Raw genomic sequence first — 23,909 nt, forward strand, 5'->3', positions numbered from 1 at the left:
CGCCATGCGTCGCGTCGTCGTTGCCGTCATCGCCGCCGCCCTCCTGCTGCCGGCCGTGCCGGCCGCGGCGGCGCCCGCATCCGGATCCGTCACCTGGACCGTCCAGCCCGCCGGCAAGAACGGCCCGGACGGCCGCCGCTGGATCGAGCAGACCCTCGACCCCGGAAAGACCGTCACCGAACACCTGGCCGTCCGCAACTTCGGCGACACGAGCGCGGTCTTCGCCCTGAAAGCGGCCGACGGCTACCTGACCGGCAAGGGCCGCTTCAACATGCTGCCGTCCGACAAGAAGTCGGTCGACGGCGGCACGTGGATCAGCGTCCAGAAATCGGTGACGGTCGGCCCGCAGGAGACGAAGGTCGTCCCGTTCACCATCACAGTCCCGGCCAAGGTGACCCCGGGCGACCACCCGGCCGGCATCGCCGCCACCATCGCCGGCAAGCAGGGCACCGTCCAGGTGGAGAGCCGAGTCGGCTTCCGCGTCCTGCTGCGAGCCTCGGGCGAGATCCGCTCGGAGGCGACCGCGGACCAGCTCCAGGCCCGTTACGAGCGCTCGTGGAACCCGTTCCGCCCCGGCGCCGTCACGGTGTCCTACACGGCCACCAACACCGGAAACGTCCGCCTGCCCGTGCAGGCCCGCGCCGAGGTCTCCTCGCTGCTGGGCAGCCGAACGTCATCGACGGAACTGGGCGAGCTGCTCCCCGGCGGTACCACCTCAGCCTCCGCTCACGTCGACGGCGTCTGGGCGCTGGGCCGGGTGAAGACGACGGTCACCCTGTCGAACAGCACCCCGGTGACGGTGACGACGTGGGTGATCCCGTGGCCCCAGCTGCTCGTGCTCGTGGCGGCGGTGGCCCTCATCCTGCTGCTGCGCTGGAACTCCCGGCGGCGCGAGGCCGCGCTGGAGCGATTGCTGGAGCAGGCACGGCACGAGGGCCGCCGAAGCCTCGGCTAGCGGATCGCCGGCCGGCCGCAACCGTGTCGCAACCCGGCGCCGCTCATGCGGCGTGGTCCCGGTGCCGATGCTGATCCTCGTCAGCAACCACCGAGCAACCCTCCGGAGCGCCGCCGTGACGTTCGAGTTCAACCCCGGCCCCGGCCCCGCCATGTGGCCGGCCGGGCCGCCGGCGCCGCAGCGGCATGCCCACCGGTCGCCCCGGCCGCGATGGCTGGCCCCCGCAGCCGTCGTGGCCGGCGCCGCCGTGCTTTTCGGCAGCGGATGGTTCGGCGGCATCTCGTACGCGAGCGGCACGCCGACCACCACCGGCGGCGTGGCCGGCGTCATCACCGACGTCGTCAGCGGCCGGTCCGCCGGCGTCGCCCTGCTGCAGGAGGCGCAGGACACCTGCGACAGCACGCACACGGGCACTGAGATCGCCGACAACGGCTCCACGCTGACCGTGGACGGCACCGGGGAGGAGGATTACTCAGGTATCGCCTACGCGGGCGTCGAATGCGTTTTCGGCGTGCTCCAGGTGCCCGAGGCGGTCAAGGAGCACGTGGCGCAGACCCGGGCCCTCGACGGCCGGCAGCAGGACACGTGGGGCTCGTTCAGCGCGTCGTGGGGCTACCACCCCGACAGCGGCCTCGACATGATTGTCCGGGTGGTGTGAGGGGTGGCCCGCCGATATCGGGGAGCCCACGAGCGCGCGATGTCGCGCCGCACGGGCGCCGTCACCGCCGGCGCCGCCATCGCGGCCGGCGCCGGTGTCGCCCTGCCGCCGAGCTCTCGAGTCCCACCTGGGCCACTCGCTGACCGACGTCAACTTCGCCAAGCATCGACGCGCCGAAGGTGCGGCAGTTGGTCGCGGAGAAGCCGGCCCAGTCGGCGCTGATCTGCCTGGGGCTGACCGAGCCGATCACCGTGACCGTCAGCTCGTAAGCCCTTGCCAACCGCGCGGACCGGACGGCCCCAGCATGCCGAGGTAGTCGTCTCCCGCCGGCCCGTGCGGGGCTCGTTCACCCACGCGCGACTCACACCTTGAACTGGCCCACCAGGACGCGCAGGTCGTTGCTCAGGCCGGAGAGCTCCTGTGTTGCCGCCTTGATGTCGAGGACACCGTCGCTCGTGCTGGCGGCGCCCGAGGAGATGGCGGCGATGGCCTCGGCGATGTCGGCCGAGCTGGCGGTGGACTGGGCTATGTCGCGGCTCATCTCGCCGGTGGCGGCGGTCTGCTGTTCGACGGCGGCCGCGACCGTCGCCTGGAAGTCGCCGAAGCGGCCGGTGACCTCGACGATCTGGCCGACGGCGGAGGCCGCGGCCGCGGTGTCCTGCTGGATGCTCTGCACCATCGTCGTGATGCTCTCGGTGGCGCTCTCGGCCTCCTGGGCCAGGTCCTTCACCTCGCCCGCGACGACCGCGAAACCCTTGCCCGACTCGCCCGCCCGGGCCGCCTCGATGGTGGCGTTCAGCGCCAGCAGGTTCGTCTGCTGGGCGATCGCGGTGATGGCCTGGACCACGTCGCCGATCTGGCGGCTCGACTCGCCGAGCCGGCCGATCAGCTCGTGGGTGGCGCGGGCCGCCCGCACGCTCTGCTCGCACACGGCCGACGCCTCGGCCGCGTCGGCCGAGACCCGCTGCAACGATCCGCTCATCTTCTGGGTTCCGGTTTCCACGGTACGGACTGTGCCCAGCACCTCGTCGGCCGCCAGCACCACCTCGCCCGACTGGCGTGACGTCTTCTTGGCGTCGACCAGAATCTGGATCGCCGACTTGGTCAGCGTCTCGCTGGCGTGGGCGACGGTCGCGGCGGACGCGCCGATCTCCCGTACGGTGGTGGCGATCTTCCCGACGAAAGTGTTGAACGACTGGCTGACCCGGGTGAACTCGTCGTGCCCGGTCGTCTCGAGGCGCCTGGTCAGGTCGCCCTCGCCCTCGGCGATGTCGGCCAGCCGGTCGCCGAGCGCGGTCAACGGCCTGATGATGGAGTACGCCAGCGCGACGGCCAGGGCCACCGACAGGAACAGCACGGCCAGGCCGACCATGGTGGCGACCCGCCTCGTCGTGGTCGCGGTCTGCCGGGCCCGGTCGAGGGCGGCCGCCTCGGTCGCGCGGGCGCTGGCCAGCAGGCTGTCCGAACCGCTGCGGATCACCGCGTAGATCTCCAGGCCCTGCCCGACCACCAGGTCGTTGGCGAGCTCGGTCTGCGCCGGGGTGCCGGCCCGGTAGGCGGCGATGATCCGGTCGTCCATGTCCTCGAACTGGGCCAGGCCGTTGCGGATGGTCGCCACGTCCGCCCGCTCGGCCGGGGTCTGCGCCAGCGCGGCCAGCGTGTCGAGCTCCTCGTGGAAACTCGCCATGGCGGCCAGATAGGCGGAGCGGGTGACGGCGTCGTCGTCCGTGGCGTCCTTGGCGCCGCGCACGATGTCGAAGGCGTACCCGGCCTGCCATCCGCTGACGTCGGTCACCCGGAACTTCAGCTGCTGGGCCGCGTCGAGCTGGGCCTGCGTGCGGGCCAGCTCGGTGGCGGTGACCCGGGTGCCGTGCGCCGACCACAGCGCGGCCGCGCCGACCGCCACCACGCAGAGCGAGAGGAGCAGAAAGCCGATGACCAGCCGGGTTGTCACACGCACCCGCCGTAGGACGTTCACGGTGCATTTTATCCCTTTTGCGGGTCAGCGGCCGCCGTTCCAGACTCCTTCCGGGGTCGGGCTGATCTCGGGCACATTCACGATCAGGTCGTACGCCTCGGCGACCGGCCCTTCGAGCCAGGTGTCGAGCAGCCGGACGCGGTCCGGGCCGCGCCGGCCGCGCAGCGGGCGCAGGTCGGCCACGACGGCCCGCGGGCCGAGGAAATCCTCGACACTGCCGGGCACAGGCGGCGGCAGGGGCACGGCCACCGTCTCGGCGCCGGCGGGCGCGTCCGGCGCCGGGCGCCGGGCCGGGGTGACACCGCCGTGCGCGGTCAGGCCGATGGCCAGATAGTCGTCGCCGTACGCGGCGGCCAGGTGGTGGCCGAGCACGTCGAAGCCCGGGAAGACACGCTGGATGTGCGTGTTGGCGGCCGCTACCACGATTTTGCGGTGGCCCTGACCGCGTACCCAATCGACGGTCTCCGCCATCGCGGCGTCACGCACGTTGAGAGAAGGGTCGGCGGCCCGCAGCATCTGGTCGAGCAGCACCAGCAGGCGCAGCTCGTGCCGGGCCTCGGCCGCGCCGCGATGCCGGACGGCGAAGCGGGCGCTGAGCTCGGCCAGGCCCAGCGTCAGGGCGTCCCGGTCCTCCTGCGGCATGGCGCGGTACGCGGCCAGCGCGGGAATCGTGAACGCGCCGGCGAATTTGTCCGCGTGGCGGCGTACACCGTCAATGTTCTCGAAGTTGGCCAGGTGGTCGAGGGCGGGACTCATCGAGGCGAGGTCGCCGGGCAGGTCGAGGCCGTAGAAGGCGACGCCGCGCCGGCGGGCCCAGCCGATCAGGTGCCGCATCTCGGGGTTGCGGCCGAAGCGATAGGTCATCGCGCCCTCGGGGAACGCGCCGGACCCGTCCCACGCGGTCAGCGCCAGCCCTTCGCTGAAGCCCGACTCCATGACCAGGGCCGTGAAGCCCTTCTCCTCCACCAGGAACTGGAGCAGCTGGTGGCGGACGAGGTCGTACTCGCGGACGTGGTGGGCCGACTCGCCGAGCGCGACGATCCGGGCGCCGCCGACCAGATCGCCGAGCCCCGAAAGAGAAATGTTCACCGCCCGAACCTTAGTGTTGGTTGATTGATCAAGGTCGCTCCGGATAGGACGGGAGCATGAGACGTCTTCTGGTCACCGCCGTGCTCGCCACGGTGGCCCTCGGCGCCGCGTCCGCGCCGGCCGAGGCCCATAGGAACCGCGATCTGCGCGTCGCGACGTACAACCTGTCGCTCAACCGCCCCTCGCAGGGGCTGCTGCGCGAGCACCTGGCCAACCCGGACGTCGACGACGTGTACCGCCGTCAGGCGAAGAACGTCGCCGAGGTCATCCAGCGGGCCCACCCGGACGTGGTGCTGCTCAACGAGTTCGACTACGACCCGGCCGCGGCCGATCTGTTCGCCCGGAACTTCCTCGCGGTCTCGCAGAACGGGGCGCCGGCCCAGCGCTACCCGTACCGGTTCGTGGCGCCCTCCAACACGGGCGTCCCGTCGGGCTTCGACCTGAACAACAACGGCGTCATCGACACGACGCCGGGCGATCAGGCCTACGGCGACGACTCGTACGGCTTCGGGCTGTTCCCCGGCCAGTACGGCATGGTCGTCTACTCGAAGTACCCGATCGACCGCTCGGCCGTGCGGACCTTCCAGCAGTTCAAGTGGAAGGACATGCCGGGCAACCTGCTGCCCACCGACTACTACTCGGCCGAGGAGCAGGCCGCGCTGCGGCTGTCGTCGAAGAGCCACTGGGACGTGCCGGTCCGCGTGCACGGCAAGACCCTGCACTTCCTGGTCTCGCACCCGACGCCGCCCACGTTCGACGGCCCCGAGGACCGTAACGGGCGCCGCAACCACGACGAGATCCGCTTCTGGGCCGACTACGTCAACGGGGCGAAGTACATCTACGACGACAAGGGCCACCGGGGCGGCCTGAAGCGCGGCCAGGACTTCGTCATCGCCGGCGACCAGAACGCCGACCCGCTCGACGGCGACTCGTACGAGGGCGCCGTCGACCAGCTGCTGACCCACCCGCTCATCAACAGCCGCACCCGGCCGTCGAGCGCCGGCGCGGCCGAGGCGGCGGCCCTGCAGGGCGGCGCGAACGCCACCCACAAGGGCGATCCGCGCTACGACACGGCCGACTTCGCCGACACCGCACCGGGCAACCTGCGCGCCGACTACGTGCTGCCCCGCAAGGGCCTGAAGGTCACCGGCGCCGGCGTCTTCTGGCCGAAGCAGTCCGACCCGCTGTCCCGCCTCACCGGCGTCTACGACCCGATCTGGGCCCCGGTCAACGGCTTCCCCACCTCGGACCACCGCCTGGTCTGGCTCGACCTGCACAAGTGACGCGGTGGGCCCGCCGCGCCCGCACGGGCGCGGTGGGCCTACGGTCGAGCGCATGGTGAACGCTCGATATGACGCGGTGGCCGAGTTCTACGACGCCGGATTCTCCGACCCGGACGACCCGGCGTCGACCTGTCGGCGGCGCTGCTGGCCAAGGCGCGCGCGGCCGGGCCGCCGTCGATCCGTTACGTGCACGCGGACGCGGCCGATCTGAGCGAGCTGCCGGACGCGTCGTTCGACGCGGCGGTCTGCAACTTCGGGCTCTCCGACATCGACGACCTGAGCGGGGCGCTGGCCGAGGCCGGCCGGCTCCTGCGCCCCGGCGGCTCGTTCACCTTCTCGATCCTGCACCCCTGCTTCGCGGGGACGCCGGCCGTCGCGGGTTCATGGCCGCCCGGCGGCGACTACACCGGCGAGGGCTTCTGGATCACCGGCGACGAGCGGGCCACCCTGCGGCGGCAGGTCGGGGCCAACCACAGGACGCTTTCCACGTACGTCAACGAGCTGTCCCGCAACGGCCTGCACATCACGGCGATGAGCGAGCCACCGGCGCCCGAGAGCTGGAAGACCGACCCGGCCCGGCGCGAGGCCGCCCGCCTGCCGGTCTTCCTGGTGGCGCGGTGCGTCCACCGCCAGTCGTGAGGTAGCCGGCTGCTCCAGGCACCGCCGATGGCGGGAGCTAGCAGGAGCTGACCGGCTGACGGCGTCTTCGACGTCAAGGCCGCGACACAGCTCTACCGGCACTCCTGCCCGGAAGGTGGTTCACCCGTCCCGCGCGAAACCTCGATCGTCACCGACTCAGCATCCTTGATGGCCAGAAGAGCAACCCGTATCCATGTAGCGTCCCGGCCCGAGACGACCATGGATTCGCCCGGATCAAGATAGTTGCGGCATTCGAAGGACTCTGTCGCAATCGTGACCGATGAGTAGGAGTCTTCGACGGTTGGTACGCCCACTCGAATGCTTCCCTTCAGGAAAGTTCTCGAGATCGCCTCATTGAGGCTCGAGGTTTCTCGCTCTCGTACGACCGGACCTGAGCCGGTCGGTGACGGCGATGTCGTCTCAGGAGGAGGAGGGGAGCTCGTTGCCGGCGTCGACGCCGGAGGTGTCGTGACGGTGGTGGGCGGCGTCACGGGCTTGTCGTCCGGCGTGTCGGCGGGGACGGCCTGAACCAGAACCAGGCAGCTGACGATCCCGATCGCGCACGCGCCGATGAGGGACCATTTGAATACGGTCCCGCCGATGTGGCGGTGAACAAGGAACCCACCGAGGAGCAGGACGATGGCCCCGGTGATGAGCGCCGCGCGGGCCGGCGGAAGCTGAGCCCAGGTCAGGAGGGCGCTGACCAGTCCGATGAGGAAGGCGGTGGCGTCGGGCGTCTTCGATGGGCTTCCCTGGCCGGCCGGTGAGTCATGCGGCGCCGCGGAGCTCGACGTCGACGGCGGGGCGGCTGCTTCCTCGGGCACGGCCGGTTCACGGCGCGACAGCGTCCCGGGCGAGGGGGTCGTGCGCCCGGGACGCTGTCATGGTGGGGTGGGCGTGGTGGATCAGGTGAAGCGTGCGGCGATCCAGTCGGCGACCAGGGTGGTGCTCTGGAAAACGGCGCCGTCGTGGGTGGCTCCGTCGAGCTCCGTGTACGTCACAGGCTGGCCGTAGGCGCCGAGCTGGGTCATCAGCGGGCCGGCCGTGAAGATGTACGGCACGGCCTCGTCGGCCGTTCCCTGCACCAGCAGGATCGGGGCGCTCGTGGCGCTCTGGCCGGGGTTCAAGTATCGGGCCAGCTTGGTCACGACCGCGTCCGGCAGGGCGCCGCCGACGAGCAGCTCCTCGGCGGTCAGCGGGGCGAAGGCGTCCAGGATCTGGTAGAGGCAGCCGGACTGGAGCACCGACACCTTCTGGCGGGCGGGCGGCGCCAGAAGATTGTTCGGGTTGACGCTCGGGTCGACCGCCTGGAGGCCGTAGAGGCCCATCACCAGATAGCCCTGACCGGCCGTGCCGGGGATGACGGGGGCGAACAGGTCGGCGTTGGAGACGGGGGCGATGGCCGCGGTGCCGCGCAGCACGAGCGGGCTGTCGTACGAGGGGGCGATCTGGTTGACGAACAGGGCGCCCTGTCCGCCCTGCGAGTGCCCGTCCACGACGTACTGCGTGCTCAACGCCGTGTCGATGCGCCGGGCGGCCTTCACACTGTCGATGATGGAGCGGGCCTCGCTGTTGCCGATCAGGTACGGGTGGGAGGTGGGGGTGCCGAGGCCGGGATAGTCGGGCGCGGTCACCGTCCAGCCGCGGCGCAGCAGCTCGGCGATCGCGGCGCGGGCCTCGGGCCAGAAGACGGACTGGCTGGCCGAGGGGGAGCATTGGTCGGCCAGGCCGGTCGTGCCGTGACCCCAGGCCACCGTCTTGTTGTTCTTCCCGGTCTTCGGGGTGAGGACGAGACCGGTCGCGGTGATGACGCCGCCGTTGACATTTGTCGTCACATAGGAGATGCGCTTTCCGGTGGCCAGCGGGGAAAGCTCGGCCGGAAGGGTGGCCGTGACGTTCGTGAGAACGGTTCCGGCTAATACCGCGCCTTTCGCGGGCGCGGAGAACAGGGACACACTGAGAATTATGGTGGCCGCAATGGCCAGCCGTCTCAGGGCAGGGTGCATCGACTTTCCCTTTCGATTCCGGTGAAAAATGGGCAGAACGGGTTCCGGGCCGCAAGGGGCGCGGCCCGGAAGCTTTAAAGGGGAATTGCTAGCGCGTTATCGCGAAATGGTCGGCGACGCGGCGCAGAGCGGCGACGGTCTCCCGGTCGCGGCTCTCGTCGTCCTGCGTCGGCCACGCGCTGCACTTCACGATGACCACGTCGGCGGTGGGGTCGACGTAGAGGTACTGCCCGTGGACGCCGAGGGCCGTGAAGGCCTGGAAACACTCGGTGCCCAGCGTCCACCACTGGTTGGCGTATCCGTAGTGGTCGTAGCCGGAGGGGCCGAGCGCACCCACGGCGAGCTGGGGTTCCTCGGAGCCCCGGCTGCGCCGCACCCAGTCGCGGGGCACGACCTGGCGGCCGTTGGCGAGGCCGTCGTCGACCATCAGCTGGCCGAGGCGGGCCAGGTCGCGGGCGGTGGCGTTGAACGAGCCGGCGCCGATCGCGGTGCGCGGCCGGGCCCGGGTCAGCCAGTAGTACGCGTCGCGGTCGGCGCCCAGGTGACGCCAGAGGCGCTCCTCGGCGTACGCCGCGATGCTCTTGCCCGTCGCCGCTTCCAGAACCCAGCCGAGAATCTGCGCGTCGAACGTCGAGTAATTGAATCTCTCACCGGCCGGGGCGCGCCGTTCGGCCGCGCGGACCACCGTCGCGACGTCGCCGCCGCCCATGACGGCCTGTTCGAATCTCTTGATGCCGCTGTCGGCCACTTCCCAGGTTTCCAGGTCGCCCACGCCGCTGCTCATGTCGAGAAGGTCGGCGAGCGTGTTCTCCTCGTACGCCGTACCGGCGAAATCGGGACGATAGTCGGTGACCCGGTCTTTCACGCTGCCGATGACGCCATCGTTCAGCGCTATTCCGATGAGCAGCGAGGTCACCGATTTGGAGATCGAGAACAATTGCATGCGGGTACGGGGCCCGGCGAAGGCGCCCGGATAGGTCTCGTGCACGATCGCGCCGTGGTGCAGCACCACGAAGGCGGTGGTGAAGGTGCGGCGGTGCAGGTCGGCGAGGCTGTAGTCGTCGTCCTCGAAGCGGTAGGTCAGGTCGAGCGGGTGCGGGTCGAACGGCAGCGGCGAACGGAACGGGCCACGGGCCACCCGCTCGGTCGGCATCAGCCAGTTCATGTGCGTGAACGTCCACTCGTTGAACGGCCGGCGCATGATCAGATCGCCCTGGCGGCCCCACCAGGAGGGTTCGCGCGCGGCCGCAGCCGGCTCGGTGGTGCTGGTCATCTCGGCTCCCCGTCGTCAGGTCCGCCCTCGAACAGTTCACGGAGGGTGAGCCCGGATGGTTCATCGGCCGGTTCGAGGTAGCTGCTCATGATGCCGAGAATCGCCATACCCAACAGGTTGTCCTCCACGACCCCCGCTCCGGGATCACCCATGTGGCGGACAGCGAACCCTTCGAGGACCGCGGCGATGATGTTGGTGAACTGCTCGATGGTGATGCCCTTGCGCAGCTGGAGGCCGCGCGAGGAGATCGTGGTGTCGTAGATCTTCATCCACGGCTCGAGCGCGCCGCGGTAGTTGTTCGCGATGGCCGTGTGGATGCCGTCGTTGCGGTCGGCCGTGGCCACCATGATCAGTTGCAGGCGGAACAGCGGCATCCGGCAGATCGTCATGAGCTCTTGGTACGCCGAGCGGTAGACCGCGTCGACGAAGCTGTCCTCCTCGACCAGCCAGTCGCCGCGGGTCTCCATCTCGGCCCCGTACTGCGGGTCGTAGCTCGCCGCGTGCAGCAGGAAGGTCAGCAGGTCGTTCAGGTAGTCGTCGTGGCTGGCCCAGGTCGAGCGATAGGGCCCGGCGCCTTTCTGCCGCAGGAACGGCGGATCGAGCTCGGCCACCTCACGCGACAGCGCGCGCTCGGTCAGAAAGCTCAGCCCCGACCAGTACTGCTTACGGCCGTCCCCGTTGGGCGTGACCCGCTCGCCGGCGCCGAGATTGCGCTCGACCAGGTTCGATCCCGCCTTGAGGTAGGACGCGACCTTGAGCGAGTTCACCAGCGCGGCCCGGGTGGACTCGCGAACGCCCTTGACCCGGGTGACGATTCCCGAAAAATCCAGACAGTATGGGTAGGGAAGATCCTTCTTTCCGTACGTCATAGGAGTGATTCTGTCGTGGATTCGCGTTCCTTCAAGTACGCGCGTGCGTAGTACTCGGAGGCTAGTCCTTCAGCCGATTTCGAATGGTGAAATCGTGGCAATGGGTAGCCGAGTCATCACGCATTGAGTTCTTTCTCTGCGCGAAGGTACGCCACGGCGAGCGTCCGCCGCACCGGAGTACCTTCCAGGGCCGTCATCGCAGCGTCGAGCCGCTCCCGTTCGGCCGGCGTGAGTGCGGCCTCGATCGCCTCGCCGTAGGTCGGCGCCAGCGGATTGGGCGCCGTCCTTTTCAGGCCCTCCCAATCCGCGAACGGTTCGCCCGGCGCGTCGATCTGGGCCCGGTAATCGAGCTCGATCGCGCCGAATCCGGTGCTGTGGGCCCAATCCAGCAGATCGCGCTCGTCGAAACCGATCAGGACATCGTCGTCCGACGCGGTGCGGAATCGCTCGACCACCTTGGCCAGCAGATCGTCGACCTCGGTCGCGCGCGGCGTGCCGTAGAGCTGCCCGGGCCGGTAGCGGGACGAGAACCGGTTGATCGGCTCGAAGATCGACAACCGGCCGCCCGGCCGCAGCACCCGGAAGAACTCGGCGAAGGCCCGCTCCCGCCGGGTGCTGTAGATCAGCACCGATCTGGTGGTCACCACGTCCACTGTGCCGTCCGGGATGGCCGACAAATCGGACGCATCGGCCCGCACGAAGCGGCACCGCGCGTCCTCACCGGCCCGGCGGCGACATTCGTCCAGCAGATCCTGCGAAATATCACTGAAGATCACGCGCCCGCCGGGTCCGAGCCGCTCCAGGGCGCCGAAGGCGATCAGCCCCGTCCCGCAGCCCACGTCGAGCACCACATCGTCCGTTTCCAGGCCGGCCCGATCGAGCACTCCGTCGCGTAACGCCTCCAGGTCCGGCGCGTGCCGGTCACGCAGCGTCGCCGAACCTCCGTCACGCCTGGTCAGGAGCCAGCTCGCCCACTTGTCGGTGCCCATCGGCTCACCGTACTTGACAGCCGTCGCATCGAGGCCCGCTAATGGAAACGCCGTTTCGTAGAGCGTGACAACTGGAGGTTTCGTGAAACGCTTCCTCGCTGCTCTGGCCCTCGCCGGTACCCTGCTCGCGGCCGCCCCCGCTCAGGCCGCTCCCACGTACACCCAGGTCAGCACCACTGTCGACGTCCCCTGCTGGGTCTTCACGTATCGTCCCGCCGCCGACTGGTACTTCCCGTCCGGCACCCCCAAGGCGCTCGTCTATCTGCAACACGGTTTCAGCCGTTCCAACGGCAACGTCCAGGACCTGGCGACCAGGTACGCCGCCGCGGGCTTCCTGGTCTTCGCGCCCACCCTGCCCTCGGCCGACATCTACGGCTGCACGGTCAACAACATCGGCAACAACACGCCGTTCCTCAACAGCGTGGCCACCTGGCTCGGCGACGCCGCCAACCCGAACGGAAACCTGGCCCGCAGCTACGCCACGGCCGCCGCGACCGCCGGCCGCACGGGCACGGCGCTGCCGGCGAAGTACGTGATCGCCGGCCACTCGGCGGGCGGCGAGGCCGCGGCGTACGTGGCCAACCGGCTCCGCACGGCGCACCCCAGCGCCTTCGCCAAGCTCGGATACCTCCAGCTCCTCGACCCGGTGAAGTCGCCCCTCGGCAACAACCTCCCGTCGGCGATCAGTGGCCTCGCCGCGACCTCGTTGCCGATCTACGCCATCTCCTCGCCGCCGTACCTGGCGAACAGCAACGCGAGCGGCACGGCCGTCCTGACCGACGGCTTGGACCGCCCGTTCCTGGGCGTACGCCTGACGACCGGCAGCCACTGCGACGCCGAGGGCGCCAGCACCGACGGCCTGTGCACCGTCCTGAACGGCACTTCCCAGCCGGCGAACGTGGCCGCCCTGCAGACCTTCGCCGTGGCCTGGGCCAACGACGCGATTTCCGGCTCCACCACCGCCACCTACTACCCGGGCGGCGCCTACTACCAGAACCTGCTGACCACCGGCGTCATCCAGACCCTGAGCGGCACCTGACCCTGAGCGGCACCTGACCCGCTGGCGCTCGGCTGGGGTCTCCCGGTTGAGCGCCCGCGTGGCCGCGCCGGTCCCGTAAGCTTTGGCGCTCGTGGACGTCGATGAGAGTCTTCGCCGCTTCGGCCTTCGGCCCTCGGACGGCGACCTCGAGGAAATCCGGGACATCCTGCGTGCCGAAGCGGAGCTCCTCCAGGACGATCAGGACACCGAGCTGATGAAGCTGTCCTGCGTCCAGCTGTTCAACACCGGCCGGCTCGACGATGTGCTGGTCATCTGGCAGGCCAAGGAATCCAGCTGGGACGCCCACTGCGCCCTGGATGTCCAGTTGCTCTGCGGCGCGGGCCTGGACGCCACCAAGGCGCACCTGGCGGCCGACGGCTCGGAGCTCGCCGCCGAGGCGCTCGGCTACCTGGCCGAGTGCGAAGCCGCGGGCGACTTCAGGTATTTCACCGTCGACCGGCAGGCGCGCTCGTGGGCCGGCTACTTCCTGGCCGGCACCTGACCGCGTTCGCTCAGCTCCCTGACTGCCTCGTCGAGGGGGATCACGTCCGCGTACTTGGCGTCGAGGTCGAACAGGTTGGACTCGTGCGGGCCCGGATCGCGGTCGGCGCAGGCCTCCCTCACGACCATGGGGCGGAAGCCGTTCTGCAAGGCGTCGAGGGCCGATGCCCGTACGCAACCGCTGGTCGAGAAACCGCCGATCGCCAGCGTGTCCACGCCGTGGGAGGTCAGCCAGGCCGCAAGCGACGTGCCGGCGAACGCGCTCGCGTAATGCTTGACCACCACCAGCTCGCCGGGCGCGGGGGAGAGCGGCGGCGCGAACGAGGCGAGCCGGCTTCCCCCGGCGAAGACCGACAGGGCCGGCACCTTGGCCGCGAACAGCGGCGCCTCGGCGCAGGACTCGTCGGCGAAGTGGACCCGCGTCCAGACCACCGGCACGCCGGCCGCGCGCGCCGCCGAGGCCAGAGCCTCCATGGCCACGGCCGCGTCCTGGCCCGTCTTCAGGTGGAGCGGCGATCCGGCGTCCGTATAGGCGAGCGCGGGGTCGACCAGCAGCACGGCCGGGCGCACACCCCAGCCGAGACGCCGGGCGAAACCGGCGGCGGCATAGTCTCGATCGAGATCCGGCATCACTCACTTTATCCCGGCAGGCGCTCTCACGCGGCCACCCTATACTCGCGAAACAGCGTTTCGCTAGACGGAACAGGGGATCGAAGATGGAGATCGTCGAGGTGGGCCCGCGCGACGGCCTGCAGAACGAGAAGCGCGTGCTGTCCACGGAGACCAAGACCGATTTCGTACGCCGGGCGATCGCCACCGGGCTGCGCCGTCTCGAGGTGGCCGCCTTCGCCCGTCCTGACCGCGTCCCGCAGATGGCCGACGCCGAGGCCGTCCTCGAAAGAGTCCCGCGCCCGGACGGCGTTCGCTACATCGCCCTCGTGCTCAACGCCCGCGGTCTCGACCGGGCCCTGGCCCTGGCCCACCGGCCCCACGAGATCAACTACGTCGTCGTGGCGACCGACGAGTTCTCCCGGCGCAACCAGGGCGTGCCCACCACGGAGTCCCTGTCCGGCTTCCGCGCTGTCGCCGCCCGCGCCCGGGCCGAGGGCTTCGGTGTCACGCTCACCGTCGCCGCGGCCTTCGGCTGCCCCTTCTCGGGCGAGGTCACCCCGGAGCGCGTCCGCGACGTGGTCGCCGCCGCCGGGGACGATTTCGACGAGCTCTGCCTGGCCGACACGATCGGCGTCGGCGTCCCCGCTCAGGTGGCCGCCCTGGCCGCCGCCGTCCGCGAGGTCTCCGGAGCCCCGCTCCGCGCCCATTTCCACAACACCCGCAACACCGGCTACGCCAACGCGATCGCCGCCGCCGCGGCCGGCTTCCAGGCGCTCGACGCCAGCCTCGGCGGCATCGGCGGCTGTCCCTTCGCCCCGGCCGCCACCGGGAACATCGCCACCGAGGACCTTGCCTACCTGCTCAACCGGAGCGGCGAACCCACCGGCGTCGACGTGCCCGCCGCCGCGGCCGTGGGCACGTGGATCGGCGAGCAGCTCGGCCTCGCGACCGTGCCCGCCCAGCTCGGCCGGGCCGGGAACTTCCCCGCTTGAGACCTCTCTTGCGCCAGAAGGGAAACGGTGTTTCCATTCTGGCATGTTGCGGCCCGGTGGTGCGGATCTGACGATCGCTGGTGGGGTGCGCGAGTTCGGCCGGGCCACACCGGCCGCGACCGCCGTCATCGACGGCGACCGGCGGCTCACCTACGCCGCGCTCGACGAGCGGTCCTCGCGGGTCGCCAACGCCCTTCTGTCGTACGGATTGACGACCGGCGACCGTGTCGCCCTGCTCAGCGGCAACCGCCTCGAATACCCCGAGATCGCGGCCGGCATCGCGAAAGCGGGCCTCGTGCTCGTCCCGGTCAATCCGCGCCTGACCGCGCCGGAGGCCGAGTTCATCCTGCGGCACTCCGGGGCCCGGGTGCTGATCGCCGACCGGGCCGTCTCCGACAAGGCCGCCGAGCGTCTCGTCTCCCTCGGGGGCGACGCGCTCGGCCCGGAATACGAACGCTGGCTCGCGGCGGCGCCGGCCGCCGATCCGTGTATCCCCGTCGACGAGCGCGACCCGTTCTGCATCGCCTACACCGCCGGCACGACCGGCGACCCCAAGGGCGTCCTCGTCTCCCACCGCTCGCGGTGCCTCACCTTCTACGCCACCGCGCTCGAATGGGGCCTGGGCCCGGGCCGCCGGACCATCGCCGTCGCCCCGATGTACCACGGGGCCGGGTTCGCCTTCGCCTACGCGGGCGTCTACTGCGGCGCCACCGTCAGCATGCTGCGCTCGTTCAGCCCGGACGGCCTGCTCGACCAGATCGAGCGCGAGGGCGCCCAATCCGTCTTCCTCGTGCCCACCCACGCTCAGCTGATCCGGGCCTCCATCGAGAAGGTCCCGAAGCTGCCGACCCTGGACACCCTCTACTTCAACGCCGCGGCGCTGCCGAAGGTCCTCAAGGAGTGGGTGTTCGAGGCCTTTCCCGGCGCCGGCGTTCACGAGCTCTACGGCTCCACCGAGGCCGGCGTCATCAGCAATTTGCGCCCGCCCGACGCCCGCCGCAAGGCCGGAACGGTCGGCCATCCGTGGTTCGCCACGGAGGTGCGGATCGTCGGCCCCGGCGGCCACCCCGTCGGGCCGGGCGAGCCCGGAGAGCTGTACAGCCGCTCCCCGTATCTGATGAACGGATATCACGACAACCCGGAGGCGACCGCCGCCTGCACCACCGCCGACGGCTTCCTCACCTCCGGCGACATCGTGGTCGCGGACGGCGAGGGCTTCCTGTCCATCGTGGACCGGGTCAAGGACGTCATCATCACCGGCGGCGTGAACGTCTACCCGCGCGACGTCGAGGAGGTCCTGCTGACCCACGGCGCGGTCGCGGAGGCCGCGGTGGTCGGCGAGCCGGACGAGCAGTGGGGCGAGCGCGTGGTGGCGTACCTGGTCTGCCGTGAGCAGGTGGACAGCGGCGCCTTGGAGACGCATCTGCGGGGCCGCCTGGCCGGCTACAAGGTGCCCAAGCGGTTCCGATTCGTCGCGGCGCTGCCCCGCAACGCCGCCGGCAAGGTGTTGAAACGCGAACTGAGGAGCGCACCGTGAGGGCACACGTCGAGCTGATTCACGAGGACGATTACATCTTTCATACGGCCGAGCTTCCGTACGGCGAGGGGAAGATCTTCGAACGGCGGCTGTCGACCGACGAGGAGGACGGATCGTCGTCGCTGGCGCTGCACGCGGCGGCCGACTGGGGCCGCGGGCCGGGTGTTCCGCACGCGGACACGGAGTTCTACGTTGTCGAGGGTTCGCTGACGTACGGCGGTGTCGAGCTCGGGCCGGGCGGCTATGTGCAGGTGCCCAAGGGCGTACGGATGGACTGGCTCAAGGTTCGTGAAGGCTCGCGCGTGCTGCACTGGCGCGAGTACGGCGACTGCGGCTTCGACCCCGACGCCCGGGCCACCGAGGAGGGCGCGGCGACCGTCGTCGACGCCGAGAAGCAGGAATGGGTTGCCGCGCCGACGATCGGGCCCCTCACGCCGCTCTACATCAAGCTGCTGCACCGCGACCCCAAGACCGGCTTCTACACCCGGCTGATCCGCGCCCCCCAGGGCTGGACCGACCACCGCCTCGCGCATCACCCGTGCTACGAGGAGTTCTACACGCTGAGCGGCCGGATGGCGTACAACTTCGGCGACATCGACGAGGGCACGTACTGCTTCCGCCCGGCCGGGGTGAAGCACGGCCACTTCGTCGCCGAGACCGACATCGACTGGATCATCCGGTCGGACGGCGAGCTGGTGAACTGGTACACCACCGAAGAGTGGATCAAGTGGGGCGGGCACGCCGAGAACTACGACGAGCACAGCCACGCGCCCGTCGTCTCGACGCTGCCGGTCCGTTCGCGCTCGCGTGGCCCCTGGAGCGGCGACGGCATGTAGGGCCAGGGCCGGCGGCCCCAAGGCCGCCGGCTTCTCTATCGGGCCAGATAGCTGCCGCGCGCCTCGCCGATCACATTTCCTTGGTGGTACGCCACCTGGCCGCGCAGCACGGTCGCCACGGGCCAGCCCCGGACCTTGCGTCCCTCGAACGGGCAGTGGTCCTGCCCGGACAGCAGAAGCTCGGCCGTGACCTCCTGCTCCAGCTCCGGATCGACCACGGTCAGGTCGGCGTCGTAGCCGACCAGCAGATTGCCCTTGCGCCCGTCGAGCCCGTAGGCCCGGGCGGGGTTGCCGGAGACCAGCTCGGCCACCCGGCGGGCGCTCAGGCCCCGCTTGTGCATGCCCTCGCTGAGCAGGATCGGATAGAGCAGCGCGGTGCCACCGAAGCCGGGCAGCGCCGGCCAGAGCGCGTCGCCCTTGGACTCCTCCAGGCAGCAGGCATGATCGGAGGCGACCCAGTCGACCGTGCCGTCGAGCACGCCGTCCCACAGCGCCGCGTTGTCGGCGGCCGAGCGGATCGGCGGGTTCACCTTGCCGCCCAGGCTGTGCCGGGCGTCCAGCTCGTCGTGGTTGAGGCACAGGTGGTGCAGCGTGACCTCCAGCCGCGCGTCCAGCGCGGTCCGGGCCTCCTTGGCGGCGGCCAGCGCCTCACCGGACGACAGGTGCAGAAGATTGACCGGGCAGCCGGTGGCCCGGGCGAGGGTGGTCGCCTCGCCGATCGCGACGCGTTCGGTCAGCGGCGGGCGGGCGTCGGAGTAGGCGCGCAGCGTCTGCGGGTCGCCGTCCGCCCGTACGCGGTCGATGAAGAGCCGCATCAGCTCGGCCTGTTCGCAGTGCAGCGAGAGGGAGACCCGGCGGCCGGTGGCGGCGTCGGCCGCCGCGACCGCCTCCATGAGCTGGTAGAGGTGGCCCAGGTCGTACTCGTCGCTCATCGTGAACGCCTTGGCGTCGCGCGAGTCGGCGGCGAGGTTGAAGCCCTTGTAGAACATGTAGTACTTGAACGAGCTGACGCCGTGCCCGTCGACCAGATCGGGGATCTCGCGCACCTGCGCGGTGTCCATCGGCGCGAGGTGGAAACCGTAGTCGGTCCAGGCTTTCCCGCCGACCGCCGCGAGCACCTCGGGCAGGATCTCGCCGTACGGCCCGGTCTTGTTGAGGTAGTGCTGGCCCGTCCGGAAGTACGACAGGACCGTGGTGGCCCCGCCGACCAGCGACGAGCGGGTCTCCTCGGCCGCGTCGACCTCGAGCGGGCGATAGATGCCGAGGTGGAAATGGGCGTCCACCGCGCCCGGGAAGACGAGCTTGCCCTCGGCGTCGAGCACCTCGTCGCCCTCGGCGGCCGGGATGTCCTCGGCGATCGCGGCCACCCGGCCGCCCTTGGTGGCCAGGTCCGCGCGGATCTCCCCCAGGTAGGGCAGGACGAGCGTCCCTCCGCGGACCACCAGTTCGTAGCGGCTCATCCGAACCTCCTGACAAGTGTTTCGCACACTGTAACGAGGTTTCCGTAAGCGGAACAGAGCGGTTAGGGTGGCGCCATGACACCGCTGGACGGCGTCCGCGTCGTGGACGCGTCGACGCTCTTCGCCGGGCCGCTCGCGGCCACGATCCTGGGCGACTACGGCGCCGACGTCATCAAGGTGGAGCATCCGGCCAAGGGCGATCCCGCGCGCGGGCACGGCCCGGCCAAGGACGGTGTGCCGCTGTGGTGGACGATGCTCGGCCGCAACAAACGCACGATCACGCTGGACCTCTCGCGCGGCGCCGAGGTGTTCCGGCGCCTGCTGGCCGGGGCCGACGTGCTCATCGAGAACTTCCGGCCCGGCACGCTGGAGCGCTGGGGCCTCGACCCGGCTTCGCTGGGCTCTCATCTGGTCGTCGCGCGTGTCACGACGTACGGGCAATTCGGCCCCTATGCCTCCCGGCCCGGATTCGGCACCCTGGCCGAGGCGATGAGCGGCTTCGCGGCCATCACCGGCGAGCCGGACGGGCCGCCCACGCTGCCGCCGTTCGGCCTGGCCGACGGCATCGCGGCGCTGACCTGCGCCCAGGCGGTGATGACGGCGCTGTACCACCGCGACGCGCACGGCGGCGGCGGGCAGGTGATCGACCTGGCCATCGCCGAGCCCATGCTGACCGTGCTCGGCATGCAGGCGATGGTCTACGACCAGCTCGGCGTGGTGCAGCGCCGCACCGGCAACCGGTCGGTCAACAACGCGCCCCGCAACACCTACCGCACCGCCGACGGCCGCTGGGTCGCCGTCTCCACGAGCGCGCAGGCCATCGCCGAGCGCGTGCTGCGCCTGGTCGGGCGCCCCGATCTGATCGCCGAGCCGTGGTTCGCGACCGGGGTCGGCCGGGCCGCGCACGCCGACGAGCTCGACGAGGCGGTCGGGTCCTGGATCGCCGCCCGTGACCTGGCCGCCGTGACGGCGGCTTTCGACGAGGCGCAGGCCGCGGTCGCGCCCGTCTACGACATCGCCGACGTCTTCGCCGATCCGCAGTTCGCCGCCCGCGACTCGGTCACGACGGCCGAGGACCCGGTGCTGGGGCCGGTACGGATGCCGGCGCCGCTCTACCGGCTCTCGCGGACGCCCGGGCGCATCGCGTGGACCGGCCGCCCGCACGGCGCCGACACCGACGAGGTGCTGGCCGGCCTCGGATACGGCGAGGTCGAGCGACGGAAACTGCGCGACGAGGGGGTTGTCTGACGTGAAGGTCTTCGATCTGGCCCAGCCGATGCGCCGGGGCATGCCGCAGTCGCCGAACCATCCCGCCTATCAGCACGCATTGGTGCGGCGGCACGGCGACCACGTGCGGGCCGGCGGCGGCTCGGCGGCCAACGACATCGTGGTCCTCGGCACCCACGTGGGTACGCATGTCGACGCGCTGGCCCACGTGTCGCAGGACGGCCTGCTGCACGGCGGGGTGGTGGCGGCCGACGTGCAGTCGGACGCGGGGTTCTCGCGCCTGGGCATCGACGAGTTCACCCCGTACGTCGGAAGGGGCCTGTTCCTGGACGTCGCGGCCGTGCACGGGGTGCCGGTCCTGCCCGCGGGCTACGAGGTGACGGTGGCCGACCTGGTCGCGGCGGCGGGCGACCTCGAGATCAATCCGGGGGACGCTGTCCTGGTCGGTACGGGCTGGTCGCGGCTGTTCTCCGACGGCGCGGCCTTCGTGGGCGCGACGTCCGGCGTCCCCGGCGTCGGGGCCGGGGCGGCGCGCTGGCTCGCCGCCCGGGAGATCGCGGTCACCGGCGGGGAGACGATCGCGTACGAGCGGATCGCGCCCCGGGTGGGCCACGCCTCGCTGCCGGTGCACCGGATCCTGCTCGTCGAAGAGGGCATCAACATCGTGGAGACGATGCTGCTCCATCCCCTCGCGGACGCGGGTGTGAAGGAGTTCCAGCTCATCCTGGCGCCGTTGCGGCTGGTCGGCGCGACCGGTTCCCCCGTACGGCCGCTGGCGGTCCTGCCGTGACGCTGGCCGCCGCGCTGGGGGAGTTCGCGGCCGGGATGTCGTTGCCCCCGGCCGTCCGGGCCGACGTGCCGGGGCGGATCCTCGACGTGCTCGGCAACGCCCTGGCCGCCTACGCCGATCCGGAGGCCGACGCGGCGCCGGCCGGCCTGGCCGCGGCCCGCCGGTGGGGCGGCACGCCCGAGGCGACCGCCCTCGGCTCCGGCGACCGCCTGCCGGCCCCGTCGGCCGCGCTGGTCAACGGAACCCTCGCCCACTCGCTCGACTACGACGACACCCACCTGCCGTCCGTGCTGCACCCGAGCGCCTCCGTGGTGCCCGCCGCGCTCGCCGCCGCTCAGGCCGCCGGTTCGGACGATCTCCTGGCCGCGATCGCGGCCGGGATCGAGGTGACCAACCGGCTCGGCATGGCCGGGTGCGATCCGGAGACCGGGGCCAACCTGTATTTCGAGCGCGGTCAGCACGCCACCTCGATCTGCGGCACGATCGGCGCCGCCGTGGCCGCCGGGCGGCTCTACGGGCTCGGCGCGGCCGGGATCGCCCACGCCATCGGCATCGCCGCCTCCATGGGCGCCGGCGTGCTCGAAGCCAACCGCACCGGCGGCTCGGTCAAGCGCGCCCACTGCGGCTGGGCCGCGCACTCGGGCGTGGTCGCGGCGACCCTGGCCGCGGAAGGGCTCACCGGCCCGCCGACCGTGCTGGAGGGGCGTTTCGGCTTCTTCACGGCCCACACGGGCGTGTTCGACGCCGCCGCGGTCACCGACGGCCTCGGCGAGCGCTGGGAGCTGCTGCGCACGGTCTACAAGCCGTATCCGGCCAACCACTTCACCCATCCCGGCATCGACTGCGCCCTGACGCTGCGCGCGGCCGGGCTCGAGGCCTCCGATGTGGAGTCCATCGAACTCGGCGTGGCCGAGCCCGTCCTGCGCACGATCGCCGAACCGCCCGGGGAGAAGGCGCGGCCACGCTCGGGCTACCACGCGAAGTTCTCCGGGCCGTACGCGATCGCGATCGCGCTGACCGGCGGCGGCGGTCTCGGCGTCGGCCTGGACGACTTCACCGATCTCGATCCGGTACGCCTGTCGCTCGCGGCCAAGGTGCGCGTGCGCGCCGATCCACGGGCGACGGAGCTGTTCCCGCGCGCGTTCGCGGCCGTGCTCACCGTGCGGACCCGCGGCGGGGCCGTGCTCAGCCACCGCGTCGACGGCTCACGCGGCGGTCCCGCCCATCCGCTGACCCCGGCCGAGCTGGCCGCCAAGTTCGCCGGCAACGCCGGCCGCTTGCTGCCGGCCGGCCGGGTTGCCGCGCTGTCCGCCGCCGTTTCCCATCTGGGCGACGGCGGCGCTGTGTCCGACCTGTTTCAGTTTGGGGAAACGCTGTATCGCACAGCGGAAAAAGCCCGGTCGGACGCTTGACACACCTTCGTGACGGCGGATTAATAGGGGCACGCAAAAGGAAAACGCTGTTTCCTCTAGGGAAACGGAAAGGGGCCGGATGCGTACCGCGCGCTAGTACCCACCTTTGACAGAGGGGACGCGGCACCACGATGAGACAGTCACTAAGGGCGGCCATCGGGATCGGGCTCGTCACGGCGCTGGTCGCCGTGGCCGGACCCGCCTCCGCGTACGGGCCGACCGCCAACTCCCTCGGCTGCCGGATCTACTTCAGCGATACCGGGACCGGCAGCTCCCCGACGACGTGGAGCGACACGTTCGGCCTGACACAGACCCCGGCCACGCCGAAACCGGGCCAGACCGTCACCGTGACGTTCACGGCGGCGACCGGCTCGAACAACGGACCGGTGCCGCTGACCGCGGGCTCCGTGCCGATCTCGGTCAATGTCAAGATCGCCGGCAACCAGACCGGCACCCTGACGCTGAGCCAGCCCAACTATCCAGCCACCGCGGTGGCGGCCTCGGCGCCGCTGGGGCCGATCAGCGCCACCGGCACCTTCGTGGCCGGCCCGGCCGGAGCGGGCACGCTCACCGCGGCCCAGGTGAAGTTCGCCAACTCCACGGCGTCGACCTACTGCTCCAACGCCGGCGACCGCGACCACAAGGCGGCACCCCAGGACACCACCATCGTGCAGAACTTCACGGTGTTCGAGGGCGGCGCGACGGTCACCTCGGTCGAGGGCCAGACCGGCACGGGCGCGGCCCGGGCCGGTAACACCATCAACTACTCGGTCACCGGGCTCGCCGCGAACGCCACGCTCACGGCAACGCTGAAGGACAGCTCCGGTGGCGGTACGGGCGAGGGCAACGGCACCGGCGCCACCGGCGCGAACGGCGCCGGAACCGGATCGATCGCGGTGCCCACCGGCGCCACGACCGGCAGCCGCACGGTCTCCATCACCGACGGCACGAACACCGTCACCGTACCCATCACCATCCTCGGCACCCCGGCCATCACCATCACCCCGGCCGGTGGCGGCGCCGGAACGGCCGTCTCCGTGAAGGGCTCCGACTGGAACCCCGGAAGCACCATCGCCATCCGGGGCTACAAGGCGCTCGCCGGCGCTCCGCCGCCGCCCGCGACCTCGGACGCGGCGGTCTCCGCCACGGCCACGGCCACCGGCGGCTTCACGGCCTCGTTCACGGTCAACGACACCACCACCGCCTACATCGGCGCGGTGTCGGGCAGCACGTTCGCGCTGGCGCCGTGGGCGGCCTCGGCCGACGGGTGCTCCGGCTCGGGCTGCGCCCTGACGTACGAGCTGTCCCAGACGGTCACCGGCGGCGCGCTGTCGATGTCGAGGGGCACGGGCAGCAGCAACATTGTGTTCACCGGGGTCACGCTCAACGGCTCGGCCCAGGCGGCGACGGCGAAACTGCCGATCGTCAACGTGACCGACCACCGGGGCAGCACGCTTGGCTGGAGCGTCACCGCCACGGTCACCGACTTCGCCGGTGTGCCGGGCGGCACGATTCCCCAGAGCGCGCTGACCTGGACGCCGGCCTGCGTCGACCACGCCGGGGCGACCAACGCGGTCGCGCCGGTGGCCGGTAGTGCCGGCGAGCTCAAGGACGGCGCCACGCTGTGCTCCGCGCCCAGCGCGGTGGCCGGCACCGGCGGCTCGTTCGACGCCTCGGCCGATCTGTCCCTGGCGGTTCCCGCGAACCAGCTCGCGGGCGCCTACACGGCGACGCTCACCGTCACGCTGAGCTGAGCCCGGGTGG

General features: G+C 71.0%; 22 protein-coding genes. 13 read left to right on the forward strand and 9 right to left on the reverse strand.

What is annotated here, in order from left to right:
• Positions 1-4 precede the first annotated feature (4 nt).
• Both ACFY36_RS42440 and ACFY36_RS42445 read left to right on the forward strand, forming a co-directional pair.
• Positions 5-955 (forward strand): COG1470 family protein, encoded by a 951-nt coding sequence (locus tag ACFY36_RS42440; protein WP_499751592.1) that lies wholly within the window; start codon positions 5-7, stop codon positions 953-955.
• Positions 956-1,016: 61 nt separating this feature from the next.
• Positions 1,017-1,613 carry a hypothetical protein gene (locus ACFY36_RS42445; RefSeq protein ID WP_499751593.1) on the forward strand — a complete coding sequence of 199 codons (597 nt, stop codon included), beginning with the start codon at positions 1,017-1,019 and terminating at the stop codon, positions 1,611-1,613.
• 361 nt (positions 1,614-1,974) lie between these two features.
• On the opposite strand, the gene ACFY36_RS42450 is transcribed toward ACFY36_RS42445, so the two are convergent.
• Positions 1,975-3,573 (reverse strand): methyl-accepting chemotaxis protein, encoded by a 1,599-nt coding sequence (locus ACFY36_RS42450; protein ID WP_499751594.1) that lies wholly within the window; start codon positions 3,571-3,573, stop codon positions 1,975-1,977.
• Between the two features lie 42 nt (positions 3,574-3,615).
• A complete protein-coding gene (locus ACFY36_RS42455; RefSeq protein WP_499751595.1) occupies positions 3,616-4,680 on the reverse strand; it encodes an erythromycin esterase family protein in 1,065 nt (354 codons plus the stop codon).
• Positions 4,681-4,736: 56 nt separating this feature from the next.
• Between ACFY36_RS42455 and ACFY36_RS42460 the strand changes: the two genes are divergently transcribed.
• Both ACFY36_RS42460 and ACFY36_RS42465 read left to right on the forward strand, forming a co-directional pair.
• On the forward strand, positions 4,737-5,963 hold the full coding sequence (locus ACFY36_RS42460) for an endonuclease/exonuclease/phosphatase family protein (RefSeq protein ID WP_499751596.1): 1,227 nt from the start codon (positions 4,737-4,739) through the stop codon (positions 5,961-5,963).
• A gap of 129 nt (positions 5,964-6,092) precedes the next feature.
• A complete protein-coding gene (locus ACFY36_RS42465) occupies positions 6,093-6,602 on the forward strand; it encodes a class I SAM-dependent methyltransferase (protein WP_499751622.1) in 510 nt (169 codons plus the stop codon).
• Positions 6,603-6,694: 92 nt separating this feature from the next.
• Here ACFY36_RS42465 and ACFY36_RS42470 read toward each other — a convergent pair whose 3' ends face one another.
• The 5 genes from ACFY36_RS42470 to ACFY36_RS42490 form a co-directional block, all read right to left on the reverse strand.
• Positions 6,695-7,426: a hypothetical protein gene (locus tag ACFY36_RS42470; protein WP_499751597.1), complete on the reverse strand. Its 732-nt coding sequence runs from the start codon at positions 7,424-7,426 to the stop codon at positions 6,695-6,697.
• Between the two features lie 81 nt (positions 7,427-7,507).
• On the reverse strand, positions 7,508-8,557 hold the full coding sequence (locus ACFY36_RS42475) for an alpha/beta fold hydrolase (RefSeq protein WP_499751598.1): 1,050 nt from the start codon (positions 8,555-8,557) through the stop codon (positions 7,508-7,510).
• A 139-nt stretch (positions 8,558-8,696) separates the two neighbouring features.
• Positions 8,697-9,881, reverse strand: a complete 1,185-nt coding sequence (locus ACFY36_RS42480) for a serine hydrolase domain-containing protein (RefSeq protein WP_499751599.1) — start codon at positions 9,879-9,881, stop codon at positions 8,697-8,699.
• The gene (locus tag ACFY36_RS42485; protein WP_097329274.1) at positions 9,878-10,750 is read right to left on the reverse strand and encodes a hypothetical protein; all 873 of its coding nucleotides are present in this window, start codon (positions 10,748-10,750) and stop codon (positions 9,878-9,880) included. Before ACFY36_RS42485 ends, ACFY36_RS42480 begins: the two co-directional genes overlap by 4 nt.
• A 116-nt stretch (positions 10,751-10,866) precedes the next feature.
• A complete protein-coding gene (locus ACFY36_RS42490; protein WP_499751600.1) occupies positions 10,867-11,739 on the reverse strand; it encodes a class I SAM-dependent methyltransferase in 873 nt (290 codons plus the stop codon).
• Positions 11,740-11,821: 82 nt separating this feature from the next.
• On the opposite strand from ACFY36_RS42490, the gene ACFY36_RS42495 reads away from it, so the two are divergent.
• Positions 11,822-12,778, forward strand: a complete 957-nt coding sequence (locus ACFY36_RS42495) for an alpha/beta hydrolase (RefSeq protein ID WP_499751601.1) — start codon at positions 11,822-11,824, stop codon at positions 12,776-12,778.
• Positions 12,779-12,869: 91 nt separating this feature from the next.
• Positions 12,870-13,280, forward strand: coding sequence for a hypothetical protein (locus ACFY36_RS42500; protein WP_499751602.1), 411 nt, complete (start codon positions 12,870-12,872; stop codon positions 13,278-13,280).
• Here ACFY36_RS42500 and ACFY36_RS42505 read toward each other — a convergent pair.
• Positions 13,259-13,909, reverse strand: a complete 651-nt coding sequence (locus ACFY36_RS42505; protein WP_499751603.1) for an isochorismatase family protein — start codon at positions 13,907-13,909, stop codon at positions 13,259-13,261. The two genes, ACFY36_RS42500 and ACFY36_RS42505, sit on opposite strands and share 22 nt — an antisense overlap.
• Before the next feature lie 86 nt (positions 13,910-13,995).
• Between ACFY36_RS42505 and ACFY36_RS42510 the strand changes: the two genes are divergently transcribed.
• The 3 genes from ACFY36_RS42510 to ACFY36_RS42520 are packed head-to-tail and all read left to right on the forward strand — an operon-like array spanning position 13,996 to position 17,256.
• Positions 13,996-14,883, forward strand: a complete 888-nt coding sequence (locus ACFY36_RS42510) for a hydroxymethylglutaryl-CoA lyase (RefSeq protein WP_499751604.1) — start codon at positions 13,996-13,998, stop codon at positions 14,881-14,883.
• A 43-nt stretch (positions 14,884-14,926) separates the two neighbouring features.
• Positions 14,927-16,420 (forward strand): class I adenylate-forming enzyme family protein, encoded by a 1,494-nt coding sequence (locus ACFY36_RS42515; RefSeq protein WP_499751605.1) that lies wholly within the window; start codon positions 14,927-14,929, stop codon positions 16,418-16,420.
• The gene (locus ACFY36_RS42520) at positions 16,417-17,256 is read left to right on the forward strand and encodes a DUF4437 domain-containing protein (protein ID WP_499751606.1); all 840 of its coding nucleotides are present in this window, start codon (positions 16,417-16,419) and stop codon (positions 17,254-17,256) included. Before ACFY36_RS42515 ends, ACFY36_RS42520 begins: the two co-directional genes overlap by 4 nt.
• Positions 17,257-17,291: 35 nt before the next feature.
• Here ACFY36_RS42520 and ACFY36_RS42525 read toward each other — a convergent pair whose 3' ends face one another.
• Positions 17,292-18,716, reverse strand: coding sequence for a dihydroorotase (locus ACFY36_RS42525; protein WP_499751607.1), 1,425 nt, complete (start codon positions 18,714-18,716; stop codon positions 17,292-17,294).
• Between the two features lie 75 nt (positions 18,717-18,791).
• Between ACFY36_RS42525 and ACFY36_RS42530 the strand changes: the two genes are divergently transcribed.
• From ACFY36_RS42530 to ACFY36_RS42545, 4 genes are all read left to right on the forward strand, one after another.
• Positions 18,792-19,964 (forward strand): CaiB/BaiF CoA transferase family protein, encoded by a 1,173-nt coding sequence (locus ACFY36_RS42530; protein WP_499751608.1) that lies wholly within the window; start codon positions 18,792-18,794, stop codon positions 19,962-19,964.
• A 1-nt stretch (position 19,965) separates the two neighbouring features.
• Positions 19,966-20,733 carry a cyclase family protein gene (locus ACFY36_RS42535; protein WP_499751609.1) on the forward strand — a complete coding sequence of 256 codons (768 nt, stop codon included), beginning with the start codon at positions 19,966-19,968 and terminating at the stop codon, positions 20,731-20,733.
• Positions 20,730-22,145: an MmgE/PrpD family protein gene (locus ACFY36_RS42540; RefSeq protein ID WP_499751610.1), complete on the forward strand. Its 1,416-nt coding sequence runs from the start codon at positions 20,730-20,732 to the stop codon at positions 22,143-22,145. Before ACFY36_RS42535 ends, ACFY36_RS42540 begins: the two co-directional genes overlap by 4 nt.
• Positions 22,146-22,276: 131 nt before the next feature.
• Positions 22,277-23,899, forward strand: a complete 1,623-nt coding sequence (locus ACFY36_RS42545) for a WxL domain-containing protein (protein ID WP_499751611.1) — start codon at positions 22,277-22,279, stop codon at positions 23,897-23,899.
• Positions 23,900-23,909: the final 10 nt, after the last annotated feature.

This window comes from Actinoplanes sp. NPDC000266 (assembly GCF_042899005.1).
GTDB lineage: Bacteria > Actinomycetota > Actinomycetes > Mycobacteriales > Micromonosporaceae > Actinoplanes.

What these genes read in the sequence shown, in the direction of transcription:
- ACFY36_RS42525 (WP_499751607.1), bottom strand. Translation starts at nt 18,716, where the DNA reads ATGAGCCGCTACGAACTGGTGGTCCGCGGAGGGACGCTCGTCCTGCCC.
- ACFY36_RS42545 (WP_499751611.1), top strand. Translation starts at nt 22,277, where the DNA reads ATGAGACAGTCACTAAGGGCGGCCATCGGGATCGGGCTCGTCACGGCG.
- ACFY36_RS42490 (WP_499751600.1), bottom strand. Translation starts at nt 11,739, where the DNA reads ATGGGCACCGACAAGTGGGCGAGCTGGCTCCTGACCAGGCGTGACGGA.
- ACFY36_RS42505 (WP_499751603.1), bottom strand. Translation starts at nt 13,909, where the DNA reads ATGCCGGATCTCGATCGAGACTATGCCGCCGCCGGTTTCGCCCGGCGT.
- ACFY36_RS42460 (WP_499751596.1), top strand. Translation starts at nt 4,737, where the DNA reads ATGAGACGTCTTCTGGTCACCGCCGTGCTCGCCACGGTGGCCCTCGGC.
- ACFY36_RS42530 (WP_499751608.1), top strand. Translation starts at nt 18,792, where the DNA reads ATGACACCGCTGGACGGCGTCCGCGTCGTGGACGCGTCGACGCTCTTC.
- ACFY36_RS42485 (WP_097329274.1), bottom strand. Translation starts at nt 10,750, where the DNA reads ATGACGTACGGAAAGAAGGATCTTCCCTACCCATACTGTCTGGATTTT.
- ACFY36_RS42480 (WP_499751599.1), bottom strand. Translation starts at nt 9,881, where the DNA reads ATGACCAGCACCACCGAGCCGGCTGCGGCCGCGCGCGAACCCTCCTGG.
- ACFY36_RS42510 (WP_499751604.1), top strand. Translation starts at nt 13,996, where the DNA reads ATGGAGATCGTCGAGGTGGGCCCGCGCGACGGCCTGCAGAACGAGAAG.
- ACFY36_RS42440 (WP_499751592.1), top strand. Translation starts at nt 5, where the DNA reads ATGCGTCGCGTCGTCGTTGCCGTCATCGCCGCCGCCCTCCTGCTGCCG.
- ACFY36_RS42515 (WP_499751605.1), top strand. Translation starts at nt 14,927, where the DNA reads ATGTTGCGGCCCGGTGGTGCGGATCTGACGATCGCTGGTGGGGTGCGC.